General features: G+C 46.0%; 12 protein-coding genes. 5 read left to right on the top strand and 7 right to left on the bottom strand.

The features are described 5' to 3' along the window. Positions 1–15: 15 nt before the first annotated feature. The 5 genes from Y696_RS11250 to Y696_RS11230 all read right to left on the bottom strand — a co-directional run bounded on the left by Y696_RS11250 (position 16) and on the right by Y696_RS11230 (position 4,739). The gene (locus Y696_RS11250; RefSeq protein ID WP_220668795.1) at positions 16–870 is read right to left on the bottom strand and encodes a carbohydrate ABC transporter permease; all 855 of its coding nucleotides are present in this window, start codon (positions 868–870) and stop codon (positions 16–18) included. 2 nt (positions 871–872) lie between these two features. After that, entirely contained in the window at positions 873–1,754 is an 882-nt protein-coding gene (locus tag Y696_RS11245; RefSeq protein WP_121510507.1) for a carbohydrate ABC transporter permease, read from the bottom strand. Positions 1,755–1,815: 61 nt separating this feature from the next. Beyond that, positions 1,816–3,048 (bottom strand): ABC transporter substrate-binding protein, encoded by a 1,233-nt coding sequence (locus Y696_RS11240; protein ID WP_121510506.1) that lies wholly within the window; start codon positions 3,046–3,048, stop codon positions 1,816–1,818. A 15-nt stretch (positions 3,049–3,063) separates the two neighbouring features. Continuing rightward, entirely contained in the window at positions 3,064–3,741 is a 678-nt protein-coding gene (locus tag Y696_RS11235; RefSeq protein WP_121510505.1) for a hypothetical protein, read from the bottom strand. Next, positions 3,741–4,739, bottom strand: a complete 999-nt coding sequence (locus tag Y696_RS11230; RefSeq protein WP_183084215.1) for a LacI family DNA-binding transcriptional regulator — start codon at positions 4,737–4,739, stop codon at positions 3,741–3,743. The genes Y696_RS11235 and Y696_RS11230 overlap by 1 nt, the downstream gene beginning before the upstream one ends. 595 nt (positions 4,740–5,334) lie before the next feature. On the opposite strand from Y696_RS11230, the gene Y696_RS11225 reads away from it, so the two are divergent. From Y696_RS11225 to Y696_RS11210, 4 genes are all read left to right on the top strand, one after another. Next, the gene (locus Y696_RS11225) at positions 5,335–7,449 is read left to right on the top strand and encodes a lipopolysaccharide assembly protein LapB (RefSeq protein WP_121510503.1); all 2,115 of its coding nucleotides are present in this window, start codon (positions 5,335–5,337) and stop codon (positions 7,447–7,449) included. A 314-nt stretch (positions 7,450–7,763) separates the two neighbouring features. Further along, entirely contained in the window at positions 7,764–9,335 is a 1,572-nt protein-coding gene (locus tag Y696_RS11220) for an IS1634 family transposase (RefSeq protein WP_121510502.1), read from the top strand. A 438-nt stretch (positions 9,336–9,773) separates the two neighbouring features. Then, on the top strand, positions 9,774–9,959 hold the full coding sequence (locus tag Y696_RS14350) for a hypothetical protein (protein WP_259459931.1): 186 nt from the start codon (positions 9,774–9,776) through the stop codon (positions 9,957–9,959). A 638-nt stretch (positions 9,960–10,597) separates the two neighbouring features. Further along, positions 10,598–11,200: a DUF6305 family protein gene (locus tag Y696_RS11210; RefSeq protein WP_121510501.1), complete on the top strand. Its 603-nt coding sequence runs from the start codon at positions 10,598–10,600 to the stop codon at positions 11,198–11,200. A gap of 1,315 nt (positions 11,201–12,515) precedes the next feature. Here the strand turns inward: Y696_RS11210 and Y696_RS11195 are convergent. Beyond that, complete coding sequence (locus tag Y696_RS11195) at positions 12,516–13,346, bottom strand: ADP-ribosylglycohydrolase family protein (protein WP_121510498.1); 831 nt, start codon at positions 13,344–13,346, stop codon at positions 12,516–12,518. Between the two features lie 284 nt (positions 13,347–13,630). Between Y696_RS11195 and Y696_RS11190 the strand changes: the two genes are divergently transcribed. Next, positions 13,631–14,707 (top strand): hypothetical protein, encoded by a 1,077-nt coding sequence (locus tag Y696_RS11190; RefSeq protein WP_121510497.1) that lies wholly within the window; start codon positions 13,631–13,633, stop codon positions 14,705–14,707. Between the two features lie 466 nt (positions 14,708–15,173). Here the strand turns inward: Y696_RS11190 and Y696_RS11185 are convergent, their stop codons facing one another. Continuing rightward, the gene (locus Y696_RS11185; RefSeq protein ID WP_259459930.1) at positions 15,174–15,764 is read right to left on the bottom strand and encodes a plasmid pRiA4b ORF-3 family protein; all 591 of its coding nucleotides are present in this window, start codon (positions 15,762–15,764) and stop codon (positions 15,174–15,176) included. Positions 15,765–16,750: the final 986 nt, after the last annotated feature.

Here is a 16,750-nt window from a genome sequence, read left to right as displayed (position 1 = left end):
TCTTCACTTCCCACTCTATTTGATTCCGGAGCTCAAAGCTGTATCAGTGAAGTATCTTTGAAAAACGAGAAAAACAATAATGACGGGTAGAACCGAAACCGTCGTAGCGGCCATCAGAGGGCCCCAATCAGCAGTGTACCTGTTCTTGAACACTTCCAGTCCAAGCTGCAGAGTCCTCATAGATCTGTCGCTTGTAACTACAAGGGGCCAGAGAAAATCATCCCAAGCTTGAGTGAATGTAAAAATCGCAAGGGCAGACATCGCAGGCCTTCCCAGTGGAAGAAAGATCTTTCTAAAGATTCCGAGTTCGGAGGCACCATCGATCCTGGCAGCCTCCGAAAGCTCCTTTGGAAACTGCATATAGAACTGCCTCATAATGAAAACCCCGAAAACAGTCATTATGTGTGGGATAACAAGACCAGCGTAAGTGTTGAGAAGGCCGGTTCCTCCCCTTCCCAGAATATCATTCCCACCCACGAGAGGGAATGATTTCACCATCAAGAAAGTCGGAACAAGAGTCACCTGAACTGGTATCATCATAGTGCTCAATAGTGTTATGAACAAAACATTCTTCAAAGGGAAATCAAGTCTGGCAAAGGCATAGCCTGCAAGAGAGCAGAACACCAGATTAAACGCCATCGAAATCAGTGATACTATGGCGCTGTTTAGAAAATAGTTGCTGAAGCCTCTGGAGGTAAGTGCCGATTGGTAGTGTTCCAGAGTTACTGTCTTTGGAATGAATGTAGGCGGCCAGGCGAATAGCTCTGCATTCGGTTTTAGCGAGGAGATAACCATCCAGAAGAAAGGCGACCCGAATATGACTGCGGCAAGCGAGAGCAGTAATAAAGTTCGGAGCTTGTTTTTCTTCATTCTTAAGCCTCCTTCTGCTGACGTGATCTGAAACTGACAACGGACAGGATCATAATAATTATCCCTAGAACGAACGACATCGAGCTTGCGTACCCCATATCCATGTAGTCGAAGGCAGCTCTGTAAATAAGAAGGCCAACCGTAGTTGTTGACTGTAAAGGGCCTCCACCAGTCATGACATACATCTCTGTGAAGGACTGAAGAGTGCTAATCATGCCTACAATCAAAACATAAACGTGTACAGGTCTTAATAGAGGAAGAGTGATCCTGAAGAATCTTCGAACTGACGAGGCTCCATCGATCGCTGCTGCCTCATATAGATTTCTTGAAATTCCCTGAAGACCGGCTAGATAGATAAGCATATTCCAGCCTGCTCCTCTCCATATCCTCATGGCAACAATTGAATGAAGCGCAGTGCTTGGATTTCTGAGGAAATTCACAGGCGGTATGTTAAAAAGTGAAAGAAGGAAATTCAATATACCGATTTGAGGGTCATAAAGCCAGATCCAGATCATACTTGCAGCAACCATAGGAGTAATAACCGGGAGGTAGTAAATTGCCCTGAAAACTCCCATTCCCTTCAGAGCGCTGTTGACGAGCAAGGCGAGCAACAGAGAGATCAACATATTGAGAGGCAGGACTTCAATTGAGAATTGAAAAGTCACAAGAATTGCTCTCCAAAACTCCGAGTCACCAAATATCCGGAGGTAATTTTCAAGGCCAATGAACCTGGCTTCTCCGAACCCCGAGAATTTCGTTAGACTCAGAAAGAGAGAGACAAAGATAGGGACTATTTTGAAGATTAAGTTGTAAACAACCACCGGTGCAATGAAGATCAAGGCTGTTACTGTTATTCGCCTCTTGAGTTTCCCCGCACTGCTCACGCTCCACCTCTTAAAAGATAAATGGCCGGCCCATCCCTGAGGAGAAGCCGGCCTTCATCAATTACTTGAGTTTGCTTATTTCATCAGCTGCGCCGTCTAGCGCGTCTTTCGGAGTCATGACTCCCATAATTGCTCGTTCGAGATACTTAGAGATAATATCTCTTGCTTGAACCCAGAAAGGAACATTTGGATTTCCGTAGGCGTATTTCGAGCCTTCCACAAATTTCATCAAATTTGGATCATTTGCTATGTACTCAGCCTCGACACCGGACTGCCTTGGTGGCAAACTGCCAAGAGCAGTATTAATTTCTATTAGCCCTTCTTTTGATGTCAAAAAGGCAAGAGCCTTTGCAGTTGCTTCCAGATTCTTTGTGCTGTTCGAAACCATGAAGCCCGCGAAGGAGTAGAAACCGGCTCTCTCGTATCTTGCGGGTGGGAAAGAGAGGCGAATTTTGGAGTAAACGTCCGGGCTGTATTCCTTGATGGCTGCGAGAGATTCGTTATTCATGAAGCAGATTGCTGCTGTGCCCGCCGCAATAGGGGAAAGGTTTCCAATCGGTGTAAGACCGTATTCAGAAGCGACCTTGGCCTCTCGTATCAAGCCCACGTAGTATTCTAGAGCCTCTATACCCGCTTCGGAATTGAATATCGGATTGAAGTCGTTGTCGAAGAGAGTGCCGTTGTTTGCAATGAGGAAGCCTGTCCACACTTGCTGGAGATCGATTGCTGATACGGGAATATCAAGACCTGCCCTCACTAGCCTGCAGGATTCGTAGATTGTCAAAGCCTCCGCGTAAGCTCTTAGCTGTTCCCAAGTCACAGGTGGCTCATCGGGATCTAGACCGCTCTCAATGAAGAAGTCTTCCCTATATGCGAGGAGTCTGCCAGAGCCGAACACTGGAACCATGAAATTCTTGCCTCGGTAAAGACCGACACCCAGAGTACCCCCAAAATCCCCTGGATCCTCTAGCTTGTCGATGAGGCTGTCGATGCTCATTATTACACCCGTTTCTGCAAATCCTGCAATTGCGGCCTGACCATGCATGAATATGTCGGGTCCTATGCCGCCGGCAAAGGCGGTGGTCAGTTTCGTGGAAAGCTCCCCCCAGGGTATGTATTCTACAGCTAGCTCAATATCAGGGTTGGCTTTCTCAAAGGCAGGAACTAGTCGATCATCCACAGCCTCCATCAAGGCCTCGGGTGTACCTGCAAACCAAACTGTGACCTTCGTCTTACCAAGAGCCGTGAAACCTAGAGCAAGACAGATGATCATAATCAATAACCACTTCTTCATTACCACACCTCCTTGTCATTCTCTGGCAATTTTGCTGAACTCCCTGACAGTCCGTGAAAAACTTTCAATATCGGTTCCAGTTACTATCGGGCCGATTATCAGGCCCTTGAAGCCAAGACTGAGAATTCTATCTGCATCGTCAACGGTAATCCTTTTCTGGGTCGGGATAAAAGAAGGCAATCCCGAAAGTTCAAGTACTTCCAGGTATTTGAGAAGGTCTTCCAGAGAAAGGTCTTTCCCGTAGTCTTTTGGGTTGATGATCGATATTTCTACCGCATCTGCCCCCAATCTTCTGAGATGAGAGGCCATTGATCTGCAATACGTATGATTAAGAGCAAGCATCTTGCAGAGATCGTTTTTCAAAACGTAGGGCGGGGCGTAGTCGACATAGACATCAAAGAAACTCAGACCGAATTCACCCATTTCCCGTAACTCATCTTCTGACGCCATTGCCTCCGCTCCTGGAACGATTCCCATGCAGCAGCCAAGAGTGGAATGAATGCTCTTCACCGTCTCCCTAACATTGGTCCATGTAACATGAGCCTTTCCAGTTACTCGGTGCTTCACATTTATGTGAAGCTTAATTGCGTCTGCACCGTTCTCAACGGCAGCTCTTGCGTACTCGAGACTGTTTTCGGGAAGGCTGACGACCAAGAGCCTGTCTTTCGAATCCATTAAATCTCTGAAATGCACTACTTTCCCCTCCTTAAAGTTTCGCCTTCCATCAAGAAAGGTTCTACAAATACAACTCCTTTTGATTCGGAATTGCCATCCATCAATTCCCGAAGCAGGGTTACGGCGATTCTTCCAAGAAGATAGGGGTTCAGTGCGACGGTAGTTATTCTTGGTGAGATCATTTTGCAGAAATCTAGTCCTCCAAATCCAATAACGCCTATGTCTGAAGGAATAGAGACCTTCCTTTCCTGCAGGGCCTCGATCACACCTTTTGCAAGCCAATCGGTCGTGCAGAAAATGACTTCCTTCTTTCCCGGCGTTATGGAATGACTTTCGATGGCTTGTCTTCCGTCTCTCTCTTCGAAGGAGTTGCATTCAATAATTTTCACCTGGTCAAATGGAAAGCTGTTTTCGCTCAAACATTTGAAGAAGCCTTCCAGTCTGTCGGCGAATGTCGAGACGTTTCTTGGTCCTGTGATAATGGTAATTGAGGAGTAGTCATGTTTGATAATCTCATTTGCGGCGAGATAGCCACCTCTCGCATTGTCATTGTTTACAGAAGCCAAGTATTCCAGACCTGCATATTTGCCGATTAAGACTACCGGAATCTTTACCGCCGATAGGAACGTCTTTAGATCGTCAGGCATGGGGATGCCTCCAACGATCAAGCCTTCGACAAGATCGAGCGGAATAAGTGATTCATCGAAGCTCTTTCTGCTTCTGATTGACTGAACCAGGCAGTGAATATCCGATCCTCCAGCTCCTCTCAATATTCCTCGCTGGACTCCAGAGAAGAATTCGTCGCTTTCGATTGATCTGTGAGGATTGCTAACAAAGAACATGACAACCTTGCTCCCAGGCCCATTGGCTATCTCACCTGAGTATCCGAGTTTCTTTGCAATTCTCAAGACCTTCTTCTTTGTGGCTTCGCTGATTCGTCCGTCATTGCTAAGTACTCTTGATACGGTCGAAATGGATACGCCAGACGCTTCAGAGATCTCTCTTAGAGTCGCCACAGTAATTACCTCCATTGATCGAGTGGCTCATGCAAATTATGCAAAATTGGAAACTACAAGTCATTCTATCAATTGCGGGAAGAATAAACTAATTTCAAAGAATTCCTTTAGAGAACCCTTACGCCGCCTATTCCTTGTTATTTGTGATTACTGTGGATATTCTCAAAATTTCGTTGCGAGGAAGGGAAATTGGTTGGTGCAAAAGATGCAAAGCAATCGAAATGCGTCGACCAGAAGGAATTAAAGGCACCTCTCTGTATAGTGTCTCAAAACTCGGTTTTCTTTAGGTGTATGCGTCCCTGATGCTTTCTATAGCATTACAGGTTCAAATCTCCAGCGTATTCACCTAATTGACAAAGGCTACTAATAACTGTTATGACGAATGTCTACTAAATTTGTTCCCAATTGATAAAGGGCTCAGCTCAAATTCTTATGAATAGAAATGAAGTGTGCGATAATGCCAATAATGGAGTCTTGTCTTGAAGATTTGGATATCATACTTGTTGGGCGGTCCTTGTGAACAGCTTGCAATAAACCGAAGTTTCATGTGAAGATTGGTTGATCCTCTAAGATCGCGCAACAAAGGAGGGTAATTATGTGGAGTAACTATCAGAAGAGTAGAATTGTCTATCTTCGGGATCTCTTGGGGATGGGTATAGAATTTACTGGACCTGATTTTGATCGCGAGAAGCTTATGAACGAGTCTTGTTCGGACACTTTCGAGAGACTTTCGAAGCTCTTGTCCGAAGTATTTGCTCTTGACCATGAAATCGTTAAGCAGAGCGAATTCTTTGTACTTTATTACTGGAGTGTTTTTGTCTGGGACGAGACTATACCATTCGACACGAGGTTCGCTGCGGCGAAAGAGATCGTCAGTATTGGCAACAAGCTCCGACATGAGAATCTGAATAATTTGCCTGATAAGGCTTCTGCGGGTTTAGATGTTGAAGAGTCAGTCTACGAAGCAATGGGGGTAAATGAATTCAGAGGACCTGAAATGGCCCGATGGTATTTTCTTGCAGGTCTCAGCGTGCTTTCGTATTTCCTTCATCATACTGTGAAAATTGATTCGGAGATTGAAGATGCTGAACAGAAAGAACTTGAGTATGAAGCAGTGAGGCTGGCGAAATACTGTCCAAGGTTCTACTTGCAGTACGTGAATCCTTATTCCGATGTTGTGTTCGGGCTTATTGAAACTGTAGTGGCGCACTATGCCCTTGGTCTGAACAAAGATGTGGAAGTTCCTTTCCTGCAATATATTTTCGAAGATACTCCTGCCGGGTCGATGGCAGGATATGGTGCGTCTGCACTTGCACTCGTATGTCTTCTAACAAATGAGGATCAGCAAATAAGGAGGAACGCCGCCGCTGTCGCAGAAAATCTGCTTGAGTGGAGTGAAGACCAGATCAGCCCTCTGTATATCATTGTAAAGAATTCGATCGTTGACGATTCTCTTCCAATGATTCTCGGTGAAATTGCGTGTAATACAGATTTCTCCCATTCAGGAAGACCGATTCTGAATTTTCTTAGAATGCTTCTGGGAAGTAAGGAAAAGAAAGAAGTGACAGATATAGTGTGTGGATTATGCTCTGTCCTCCTTGAAAATGAGCTTCTCCCCAAGTCTAAACCCCTCGAGGATCTGATCACATTTGTTACTGAATTGAAAACCGACTCAAATACCAAGTTAGCTGTGGCTCTTGTTGCACAGAAGGCGGGCTACTCATCCAAAGCAACAGCTCTTCAAGAAATGCTTTCGAGGTCTGATCGGAAGCGTTATGATAGATTTCTTTCCGATTCGAAAGTCCCACCGGTACTCCCGATAGATCTATCGTCGAGCATGAAAATCGCTCCTCTTCTTGAAAAGGCCTATCATTCAACGAAGTATCTACACAAGATCATTCTTGAGGAAAGAGAAGCACTTCTTCCCGGCTTAACCGTTCTGCATTCGGGCGATTCTCCCACAATCGAGTACAACCTCCCACCGGGAAATTACAAATTGATGAGACTCGCCTCTATACGTGATAATTCTGAAAGGGTTGTTCGGATGGAGAACGCACTTGAGAGAGACCCATATGAATTTCAGCTCTACTCAATGCTGGCCAATAGTTACTCTGAGATAGGTTTAAACAATCAATGCCAACACACTCTGGAAGCCGGTTATTCAAGAGTGGCAAGTTTATTAGAGGAAATTGAATCGGAGTCTTACTCACTCGAGTATGATCGTATGAACAACAGGCCCCTGCTGGATCTACTAGTTGACTATGCTGACTTTCTGAGAATTAGAGTAGGCGACCAGGCGCGAGCGATAGAAATCTATGAAATGCTACTCGATATAGACCGGGAAGACAGAGTGCACGCAAAGCATGGCCTTCTTAACAGCTTATTCAGACAGAAAAACTTCATGAAATCCGAGAAGTTGCTAGAACACCATTCTAGAGAGGAAGACGTAGATTTTCTAATGGGGCGTGCGTTCATTAGCACTATAAGAAACAGAAAGCAGGATGCCAATTTGTACCTTCTTCGCGCAACAAAAATGAATCCCGGAATTGTTGAGACGCTTTTCAGAGAAATTGGGCCGGAAGAGCTCGAAGAATCAGAGGATAGAGATGAGGAGCGGGAAGCTCTGATGTATGCCCTAGACTATCGTAGGGTCTGGGAATCCAGTCCGAAGGCATACAAATGGCTTAAGTCTCGCAGGATTTCCGACTGAGCAGGGCGCACTGGCTCAGTTTGCTTGGCCGGTAAGAGCCTGTACCGGCTGGCCTTTGCTTCTCTCAAAGGGCTTGTGTGAGATTTCCATGCATGCAGCCCAGAGTCAGTGTATGGCATTTCAGTCTTTGTTTCGCTAATGTCAAACTCAACTTTGACAGCAAAAGTGAATAAATGGTAGGAATAAGTTCTGAAAGGTGCATAAGTTCGTCTTAGATACTGGAATCGTTTTTGAAATGCGGTGCCATGTGGGTTTGCTTGTCACTTTGTTATTGCTTGACTTATCGTTAGTTATAGTGATATAATATTGGTGCCATGTTTCTTAGACTGAAACACTTCAAAAACAAGGACGGTTCCACCAGGAATTACCTGCAGCTCGTAGAGAATATACGAGTGGGGAATAAGACTAGACAGAAAGTTCTGGTTAATCTGGGGAGGGTAGATGATCTTCAGAACAGTGGCCAGATAGATAGGCTTATTGAAAGTCTGAGGAACTTCTCAACGAAAGAGTGGATTAGGAAAGAAGCCCTTAATGTGAATCAAACCTATCTGTGGGGACCTGTAATTATCTTCGAGCAGTTATGGAAGGAACTGGGTATCGAAAGAGTATTGAAGAGACTGCTTGGAGATACGGATGCAGTTAGCGATTACGTTGAGGCTATATTCGCTATGGTACTTAACAGACTTGTCGAACCGAGATCGAAGAGGGGAGTAGACAAGTGGGTAGCCAAGGTTTACAGACCTGAGTTCGAGCAGTTGAGTCTTCAGCATTACTACCGTGGACTGGATTATCTCGAGAAGTTCAAGGAAGAGGTGGAGGAAGAGCTATTCAGTAATGTGAAGACTCTCTTCAACTTGAATCTCGATCTAGTCTTCTGGGATACAACGAGCACGTACTTCCAGGGAGAAGGACCCGAACTTTCAATGTATGGTCGTTCTAAGGATCACAGGTCTGATTGCAAGCAAGTGATGATAGGGGTACTAATGACGAAGGATGGTTTCCCCGTTGCTCACCAAATCTTTCCCGGAAACACAGCAGACATAGATACCTTCAGGATAGCTCTTGAGGATATACGAAGGAGATTCAACATAGACAGGGTTATAGTGGTAGCCGATAGAGGAATGATAAGCAACGGACTCATTGAGGAGATAGATAAGGCCGGGCTTTCATACATATTCGGGGTGAAGATGAGAAGAAGCAAGAGAGTTGAAGCGGTATTGAATCAGCCCGGTGATTACGAAGAAGTGGAAGAGAATCTGAAAGTAAAGGAAGTTCTGCATGAGGGGGAGAGATACGTAATCTGTTTCAATCCGTTTCAAGCAGAAAGAGACAGAATCAAGAGAGAAGAGATAGTGAAGAACCTTACGAAGAAACTTAAACAGGGGCCAAAGAGTCTTGTGGGAAACAGAGGATACAGAAGATATCTGAGTATACAGAAAACAGATGTGAAGATAGACCAGGAAAAGATGGCTTCGGAAGTCAAATATGATGGCAAATACGTTCTAAGAACGAACACAAAACTAACCAATAGAGAGGTTGCTCAATCATACAAGTTACTGTGGAAAGTAGAGAGAGCCTTCAGGGAACTGAAGAGCGGACTCGATCTTCGTCCCATATACCATTACACAGACACGAGGGTGAAGGGACACATAATGATCTGTTTCCTTGCACTGGTAATGGAGACTGCCTTATGCAGAAAGCTGAAAGAGATTGGAAGTACTTTCTCTTACGCAGAAATACTTGAAGACTTGAAAGAGATAAGGGCAGTTGAGATAACGGCAGAAAACAAACGCTTTCTTGCAAGGACTGAAACGATGGGCAATGCTTACGACGCTTTCAAAGCACTCAAGATAAGACCACCGGATCTACTCAAAGAGATTGCATAACAGACCACTGTGGTGGTACGTCTATTTTTCTTTTCATTTTTTCCCTTGTTTAGCTGTTTTCAGATTTCTTGCTGTCAAAGTTGAGTCAAAAAATGTAATCGCCAGAAATGCATCGACGTTATTGGGTAGTATTATGAGAAAGCTCTATCTTCAGTGCATTTAGATGGCCAAGTCGCTTGGTTTGAATCTCCTTCTTTCTGAGACTCGACATGGCTGAAAACTGTCGCCTCAGAAATAACTGACTCAAGGTTGCATGATTGTAAGTTAGACGCAACGGTATCACATTATAGAATTGTAGTTGTGTATTGCCTACAACCATTCCTACAAATTACCAATATTGCTCAGCCAGATCAAGCCAATTTGCTAAGACCGTTTTCGCCTTTCAAGAACAGGGCATTTTTGACTTGTCGCTGTAAGATATCTTGAAGGAGGGATAGAGTGATCCTTGGGATTTTTTTGAAGGACAGGGAAATCAGTCTTGAAGATTGTTGTTTTGATGTGAAGATCGATGGAATTGAAGCCGTATATGCAGTAATGGTTCTGGGTACCGGGCTCCCAGAGTCTGTTTTGAGGACTATATTACCTGTGCGGCTATACTTCTTAAGAGGGATGAGGAAAACATAGTAATCCTAGAGTTTGAGGACTTCTCGTCCCCCGGAAGAATAAGAGAGTTGCGGCTGATTTCGGATGAGCTGACAATATCCGTGACTCCTGAAGAGAGAGACAGACGAGATAGCTGAAGGCTTCAGGCAGTACCAGCCACCGGAGGATTTTCTCTCTTACATGAAGAGGAACATGAAGAAGAGCGAGAATCCTCTAATTGTGGGCAAGATCGAACAGTCTTCCAGTTGATGTTCGCTGGATGCGCGGAAGGTGACCTCCCCAGTCGGCATCTCTGGAGAAGTGCAGCGTTGAATCTTAAGCAAAACATTGGTGCGATGACTACTCCTGGCTTTCACTGTGAAGAGTATAGACTGCAAATCGTTGAGTTTTCGGATTCAATAAGCCACGCGGGTTGATGGATCGGATCGCTTCTTATCTCTCTGTTGAATACCAGGAGCCGTTCTTTCAAAATCTGATTACCTACCAATTGCTCTTTCATACACTCAGTTTCTCCGGTCTCAATGCAATTGCGAGAATCCAAGAATTAGAACGCTTGAATTGACACAAAAACTGATAAAATTGGTCTAATATGGAGAAATGAGGACAACATCCTCTTTGAGGCAGGTCCGTAACTAATCACTTTTGGAGGGAATTAAGTTATGAATTCATTGAAAAAGCTGGCGGTACTTCTCGTGCTCATCTCTGGAGTTTTGGTTCTTGGCGGTGGGAGCGATGCTCTTCTCATTGGCCCGCCTCTCATAGTCACTTCGTTGGGAGACGGACCGGGTTCGGTCATGCTGGAAACGGTTTGCAAAAGGAATGGAATCGAAGTTACGAGTGCGCCGACACTTAGCGCGGAGGAATTGTCGGCTATGATGGAAGTTTCTGAGACTCCGCTAACGCTCGTCATGGACGCCGGTTCCTTGGTCGATGGAGACATGTGTATTGTCTGCTCCGCAATAGCGACCGATGTAGACGACGAATTGAACAGAATTTACAAGCTGATAGAATTCGCCAAATCCAGGGGAGTTCCAATCATCGGTTTGCATGTGACCGGAGGGATCGAGTTATCCGATCGAAACTCGAATCAGGCAATAGAAGCGATCATGCCCAATTCGAATGTGATGATTCTTGTGAGTGAAGAAGAGAATGTGGGTATCCGGAAAATATCTGAGACCGAAGGGATACGACTGATTCGTGTCTCAGACCCACTCGAAATCGCTGAAGCGCTAAAGGAGATGTTCACTGCATCCGATTCATGAATGAAGTAGATATCGTGACGTGCTCTCTCTAGACTGCGCGCCTAGATCAGCTCATTCTTGTTCAAAAGGCGGGGCCGGAGTTTGAAGAGCGGGGAAAGAGCCGCTGAACGCTGTGAAGAGCCGTTCTTAGGATAAGATCAAGCGAGAAAGAGCATTGTCGAGATGTTCGCTGTTCTCACCGAGAGGACGAGGGATTTAGAAGCCAGTCTGCTGACTCAGGTCAGTTCCGCTTCGCGGGGAAACAAAGGAGCGGGTTAGGAAATTCGGGTTAACAAGACCGGGTGGAAGGAAGGAGAGCTGATAATTCTTATCTGCTGGTTCAGGCCAATCACCTTCGGTGGCAAGTCTCGCGTTTTGCGAGGCCAGTTCCGACTGTGCAGGGCAGATAGTCGCTTGGCTAGAAGACGCTGAGCGCTGCCGAAGGCGACGTTGTCCGTCAACGGTCCCCCGCCCCCCGAATAAGGGGAAAATCAACAACAACAGCTTAAATGCTCCTTTAAGGGTCATCCCGGTATGCAACTGATCGGGATCTCGAATGTAAGAGCCGCTTTCCGCTGAGCGAAAGAACCCGTCATTCTGAACTTGATTCAGAATCTCGATTCGTTTTTCACTTTTACCAAGAACGAAGAACATGATTTTTTATTCGGAGAAAGGAGAACCGGTTTCACTTTGCTCTTTCCGACCCCTAACCTCCGACCCCCAACCACGGCCCTTCACAAGCCCAGATCCCGAAACAAGTTCGGGATGACAGCGAATGGTTATTCCTAAAGGCCAGATTCCGTCATTCCGACAAAGCTCCTGTTCGGAATCTTGATGCTGCTGCTTTACGGTTTTGACCAAGAACGAAGAACAGATCCTTGCTCTGGAACGAAGAACAGGTTTTTTATTCGGAGAACGGAGAACCGCTCAGCGGTCAACCAGTTTCTTTTGCTCTTACGAACCTCCAACCACCAACCCCGGCCTTTTTTACAACTCACATCTTGGAACTTGCAACTGGTTTTTTGCTCTTTCCGACCCCCAACCACGGCCCTTCACAAGCCCAGATCCCGAAAGTAGTTCGGGATGACATTCTTTGCGTTATTCAGACATGATTCTGCCCAGAATTCGGTTCGTTAAACTATTGAAGAGGACGATCTCATCCTTGGGAAGACTGATCATTGTTGAGAGCGGGCGTGCAGCCGCACGCCCCTACATCCGTTTGGATCGAATCTATTCTCACATGCAACTCACAACTTGGAACTTGCAACTGATCCTTTGCTCTTTCCTACCACCAACCCGCTAACCCCAACCACGTTCCCCCCTCTATCGATTATTTTTATGATTTCATGAAGTCTTCCCATTCAAAGAAGATCGCAAGGAGTTCTCCGTCTAGATAGGACAGTGCCTTGTTTCTTATGTCGTCCGGAATGCCATAGTAAGCCTCGGCTATCGCTCCGGTTATTGCCGCGATTGTGTCGCTGTCTCCGCCAAGCGAAACTGCAGTACGGATGGCGTCTTCGAATGAATCCGATTCGAGGAAGCACTGTATGGCCTGTGGCACCGTTTCCTGACAGGTTTCATTGAAGGCGTATGATGAGCGAATCTCGTCGATTGTGAAATCCATTGAGTAGTAATCTCTTGAGATCCTGGCGCGAATATCACCCTTTGAGAAGCCTTGACACGCAAGGAAAACGGCAATTGTGGTTGCCTCAGCCCCCTTTATGCCTTCCGGATGGTCGTGAGTGACAGAGGTTATCGTTTTTGAGAGGCTTATCGCTTCCGATTCAGTTCGCGCAGTGAATCCCGCAGGGCCGATGCGCATAGCCGCTCCGTTGCCGAAGCTATTGTACGGCTCCGGCTTGGCGCTGAATACCCAACTTCCAAACATTCCTCCATAACCGCAGTTTGGATAATTTCGACCGATCTGCTGCATGTATTTTACTGCAAACTCTCCCAGCAGACGGTTATAGCTACTGCTCAGTCTGTAGTCTCCCTGAGATTTGTCGATGGTACTTTCAGTCTTCATAATCGCTTTGGCGACGGCAAGGCTCATCATACTGTCGTCTGTAGCAAAGCAGTCATCCGTGAATAGATCAAAGGCTTTGCTTCGGTGGTTGTTGAACTCGAATCTCGAGCCGACGATATCGCCAACAATTGCTCCCAGCAAGGCACACCTCCCATATGTTCCAGCTTTGCATCCTATGCTTCACTCCAAGTGTAACATCACGAAGTTGTGCTTATCGGGGGAAACCTCTGATGACTGCTCAGATGGATCGAGTGATCTCATAGAGGATTACCCTCATTCGTCCTTAGCGGAGTGTTCTTGTCTTCTTGTGAATTTCGATTCGCTTGATACAATCATTCTGTGAAACCCACTTGCGGGTACCGAGCAGTGAGTGTTTTCAGCAAGCTATGGTGAAAGAAGTAAATATGCAAAATGGAGAGAATATTATGGATGAGAAGACAAAAGAGGCTCTACTGATTAGAAACGAAAGGATTGTCAAAGCTGTGATCGAGAAATCGAAGCGCGTCTGTCCAGACTCGGTCGCATTGATCGGCATCTACGGCTCATTTTCCTCTGGAGACATACACGACAAGTCTGATTTGGATCTCTTCACGGTGATAAACGATTCTAAAGGATACGGAATAAGTTCATGCTTCATATTGGGAGATGTCGCCCATGATATCTACTGCACTACCTGGCAGCAGGTTGAAGACATGGCTAAGTGCTCGACACCATACATCTCCAGGTTGATGGATCTGAAGATTGTCTACTATCTTGACGACAGGTATCTCCAGAGGTTTATGGAGCTTCGTGAAGAAGCCTCGGAACGCCTGAATAGCCCCTTGAATGAGCGTAATCTCAGTAATATCCTGACCCATTTCGAGCAGGCGCAGAAGTCTCTTGCAGATTTGGTAATTAGTGAAGAGTACTGCGTGGCCAAATATGAATCGGCCGAATTGATCAACTCTATCGAAATGATCATGTATCTAATCAATAAATCATATGTGAGTCTTGGGTCCAGACACATACCTGAAGAGATCGAAAAGATGCGGGAATTGCCGATTTGCTTTCTAGACCATTACCGATTACTGATAGAGGCCGACACGCTTAGCTCGATCAAGAAGAACGCGACTTCACTGATGCGTTGCACAAAAGAGAAAATCGAAGAGATAAAGCACAGATTGAAGAATAAGAAGAGACTTGACTCGCAGGCTTTGATCGGTACATATGAGGAGATTTATTCTGACTGGAGAAACAAGATGAAGCTTGCTGCAAAGACCAATAACAAGTACATTTCTTTCATGACTGCCGCGAGTTGCCAGCGATTCTATGATGAGATGAGAGAGGAGTACGAAGGCGCATCTATCGATCTTATGAAACACTTCGATATCAACGATTTGCAGCGGTCGGCCAGGGTGTTTGACGAAGCGATGGAAGAGTACAGGTCACTGTATGACGAGAACAACATCGAGGTCAAGGAATACAAGACGATCGAGGAGTTCGAAGAAGATTATCTCGCGTAACTCCTGAAGTCTGGATAACGAGAGGCAGCATGCTTTAGATGCTAGATGAAGACGTTCGCATCAGTTACTAAGTAGGAATTGGAAAGAAGAATCTCCAGGAAGAAAGATCCGGTAGTCTATAAAATCCTTCGGTCCGAATAGATATGTTGTAGCCGCTTCACTCTGGAAGACTGTGTAGAGTCCTTCTTTGAGAACTCCGAATAGAAGCTCTTCCAAGATGCTCCTTTCATTTGCCGTTTAGAGAACTGAATGCCCTATGAGTCTGTTCAGTTTCGATGTTTCAAGTTAGGCCGCCTGGTTCTGGAGAGGGGTTTTCGCGACCCGACAAGATCTCAGCAGAGCTGTTTTAGAGCTGTTCCGTTTCATGTCTCTTTGTCGATAAAAGGGCCTTTCGGAGACTGTTGTTATAAGCAATCTGTGTTGGAACGTCAGCTATGGCCTAGTCTTACGTCCTATTCTGCTTTCTTCAATATGTGTTCTTCAGCCGCTCGTCAGGATCGTCGAAGTGTATCTGCATACGATCGAAGGATTCGGGATCGTATTCTTTTCCCAGCCAGTCGATCAGATCTTCTCGATCGGGGCGGTTCTTATTTTTCATTGCCTCAACAAGATCCCGATAACCCATTGTTCCTCCTACATCTTCAGGCGGACAGGCTCGTTCACCGGCGATACACCTTGGATACTTGACACTCAAGTCTCTACCGAGAACATCTTCGAGAAGAATATCGTGGATCCAGTTGTCGCCGAAGTCATAGAGGTAAGAGGCCTTCCGATTATTGATTGAAAGATAATCGGAAATGCGCAGTTCTCTGGAATCGTGAACTTCCTTGAAGGTGTCTTCAATCGGAAGCCCTATATAAACGAGCTCGTCACTCTTCGGATCAACGACCTGGAATTCGTGGAGATGATAGTCAGACCAGCCCATGGCATCCTGAATAGCGACGTGAAGATCCCAGAAGGTGTAGATATCCGGAACCTGTATTCTTCTCCAGATTAACGGTGTGATGTCTAGAAGAATTATCTTGAACTGATAGATCAGCTTGCATCCCTTCTTCACCTCTGCACCTCGCTTGTGTTCGGATAACCTATTATAGTGCTCTGTCCATTCAGGGGACAACATAACCGAGAAGACCGTATTGAAGAGCGAGAAGATGCTTTGAGTTTGAGACGAAGCTTCGCTTTGAAGAACAAGGTCATCGGTCAACGGTCCACCGTCCCCCGCCGAGAGGATCAAAACCAGATCCCGAAAAGAGTTCGGGATGACACTCTTTGCGTTATTCATACATGATTCTGCCCAGAATTCGATTCGTTAAACTATTGAAGAGGACGATCTCATCCTTGGGAAGACTGATCGTTGTTTACAGCGGGCGTGCAGCCGCACGCCCCTACATCCGTTTGGATCGAATCTATTCTCACATGCAACTCACAACTTGGAACTGCTCCTTTGCTCTTTCCTACCACCAACCCGCTAACCCCAACCACGGTTCTTAGAAAATCCCAGATCCTGAACAGGAGCATTTCAGGATGACTTGAAAGACTGTTATCCCGTAAGCCTGACCTGATGGGCGCCTCTTCGGTCATCCCGTAGAGCCCGCACCTAAATCCACTCACTTTGTCATCCCGTGATGTTTCTGCACGGGATCTCGCATTAGAAACCGCTGCGCGCTTAAGAGCAAAAACCCGCTGAACGCTTACGAAACCACGTTGTCCGTCAGCGGTCCACCGTCCTCCGAGAAGGCTAATTGAAGAGCGAGAAGATGCTTTGAGTTTGAGACGAAGCTTCGCTTTGAAGAACAAGGTCAACCGTCAACGGTTCACCGTCCAAGGACCCGCGCACGGGTCGCTTGCCAGGAGACGCTGATAGCTTGGAAGAGTAAGGCAACAGGAAGAAAGGTCATCGGTCAACGGTTCACCGTCCTCCGAGAAGGCTAATTGAAGAGCGAGAAGATGCTTTGAGTTTGAGACGAAGCTTCGCTTTGAAGAACAAGGTCAACCGTCAACGGTTCACCGTCCTCCGAGAAGGCCATATTTACCCCGCAAGGA

This window comes from Mesotoga sp. H07pep.5.4 (genome assembly GCF_003664935.1).
GTDB lineage: Bacteria > Thermotogota > Thermotogae > Petrotogales > Kosmotogaceae > Mesotoga > Mesotoga prima.
The sequence above is the reverse complement of the archived record's forward strand: the minus strand, read 5'-3'. Positions and strand labels throughout refer to the sequence as shown.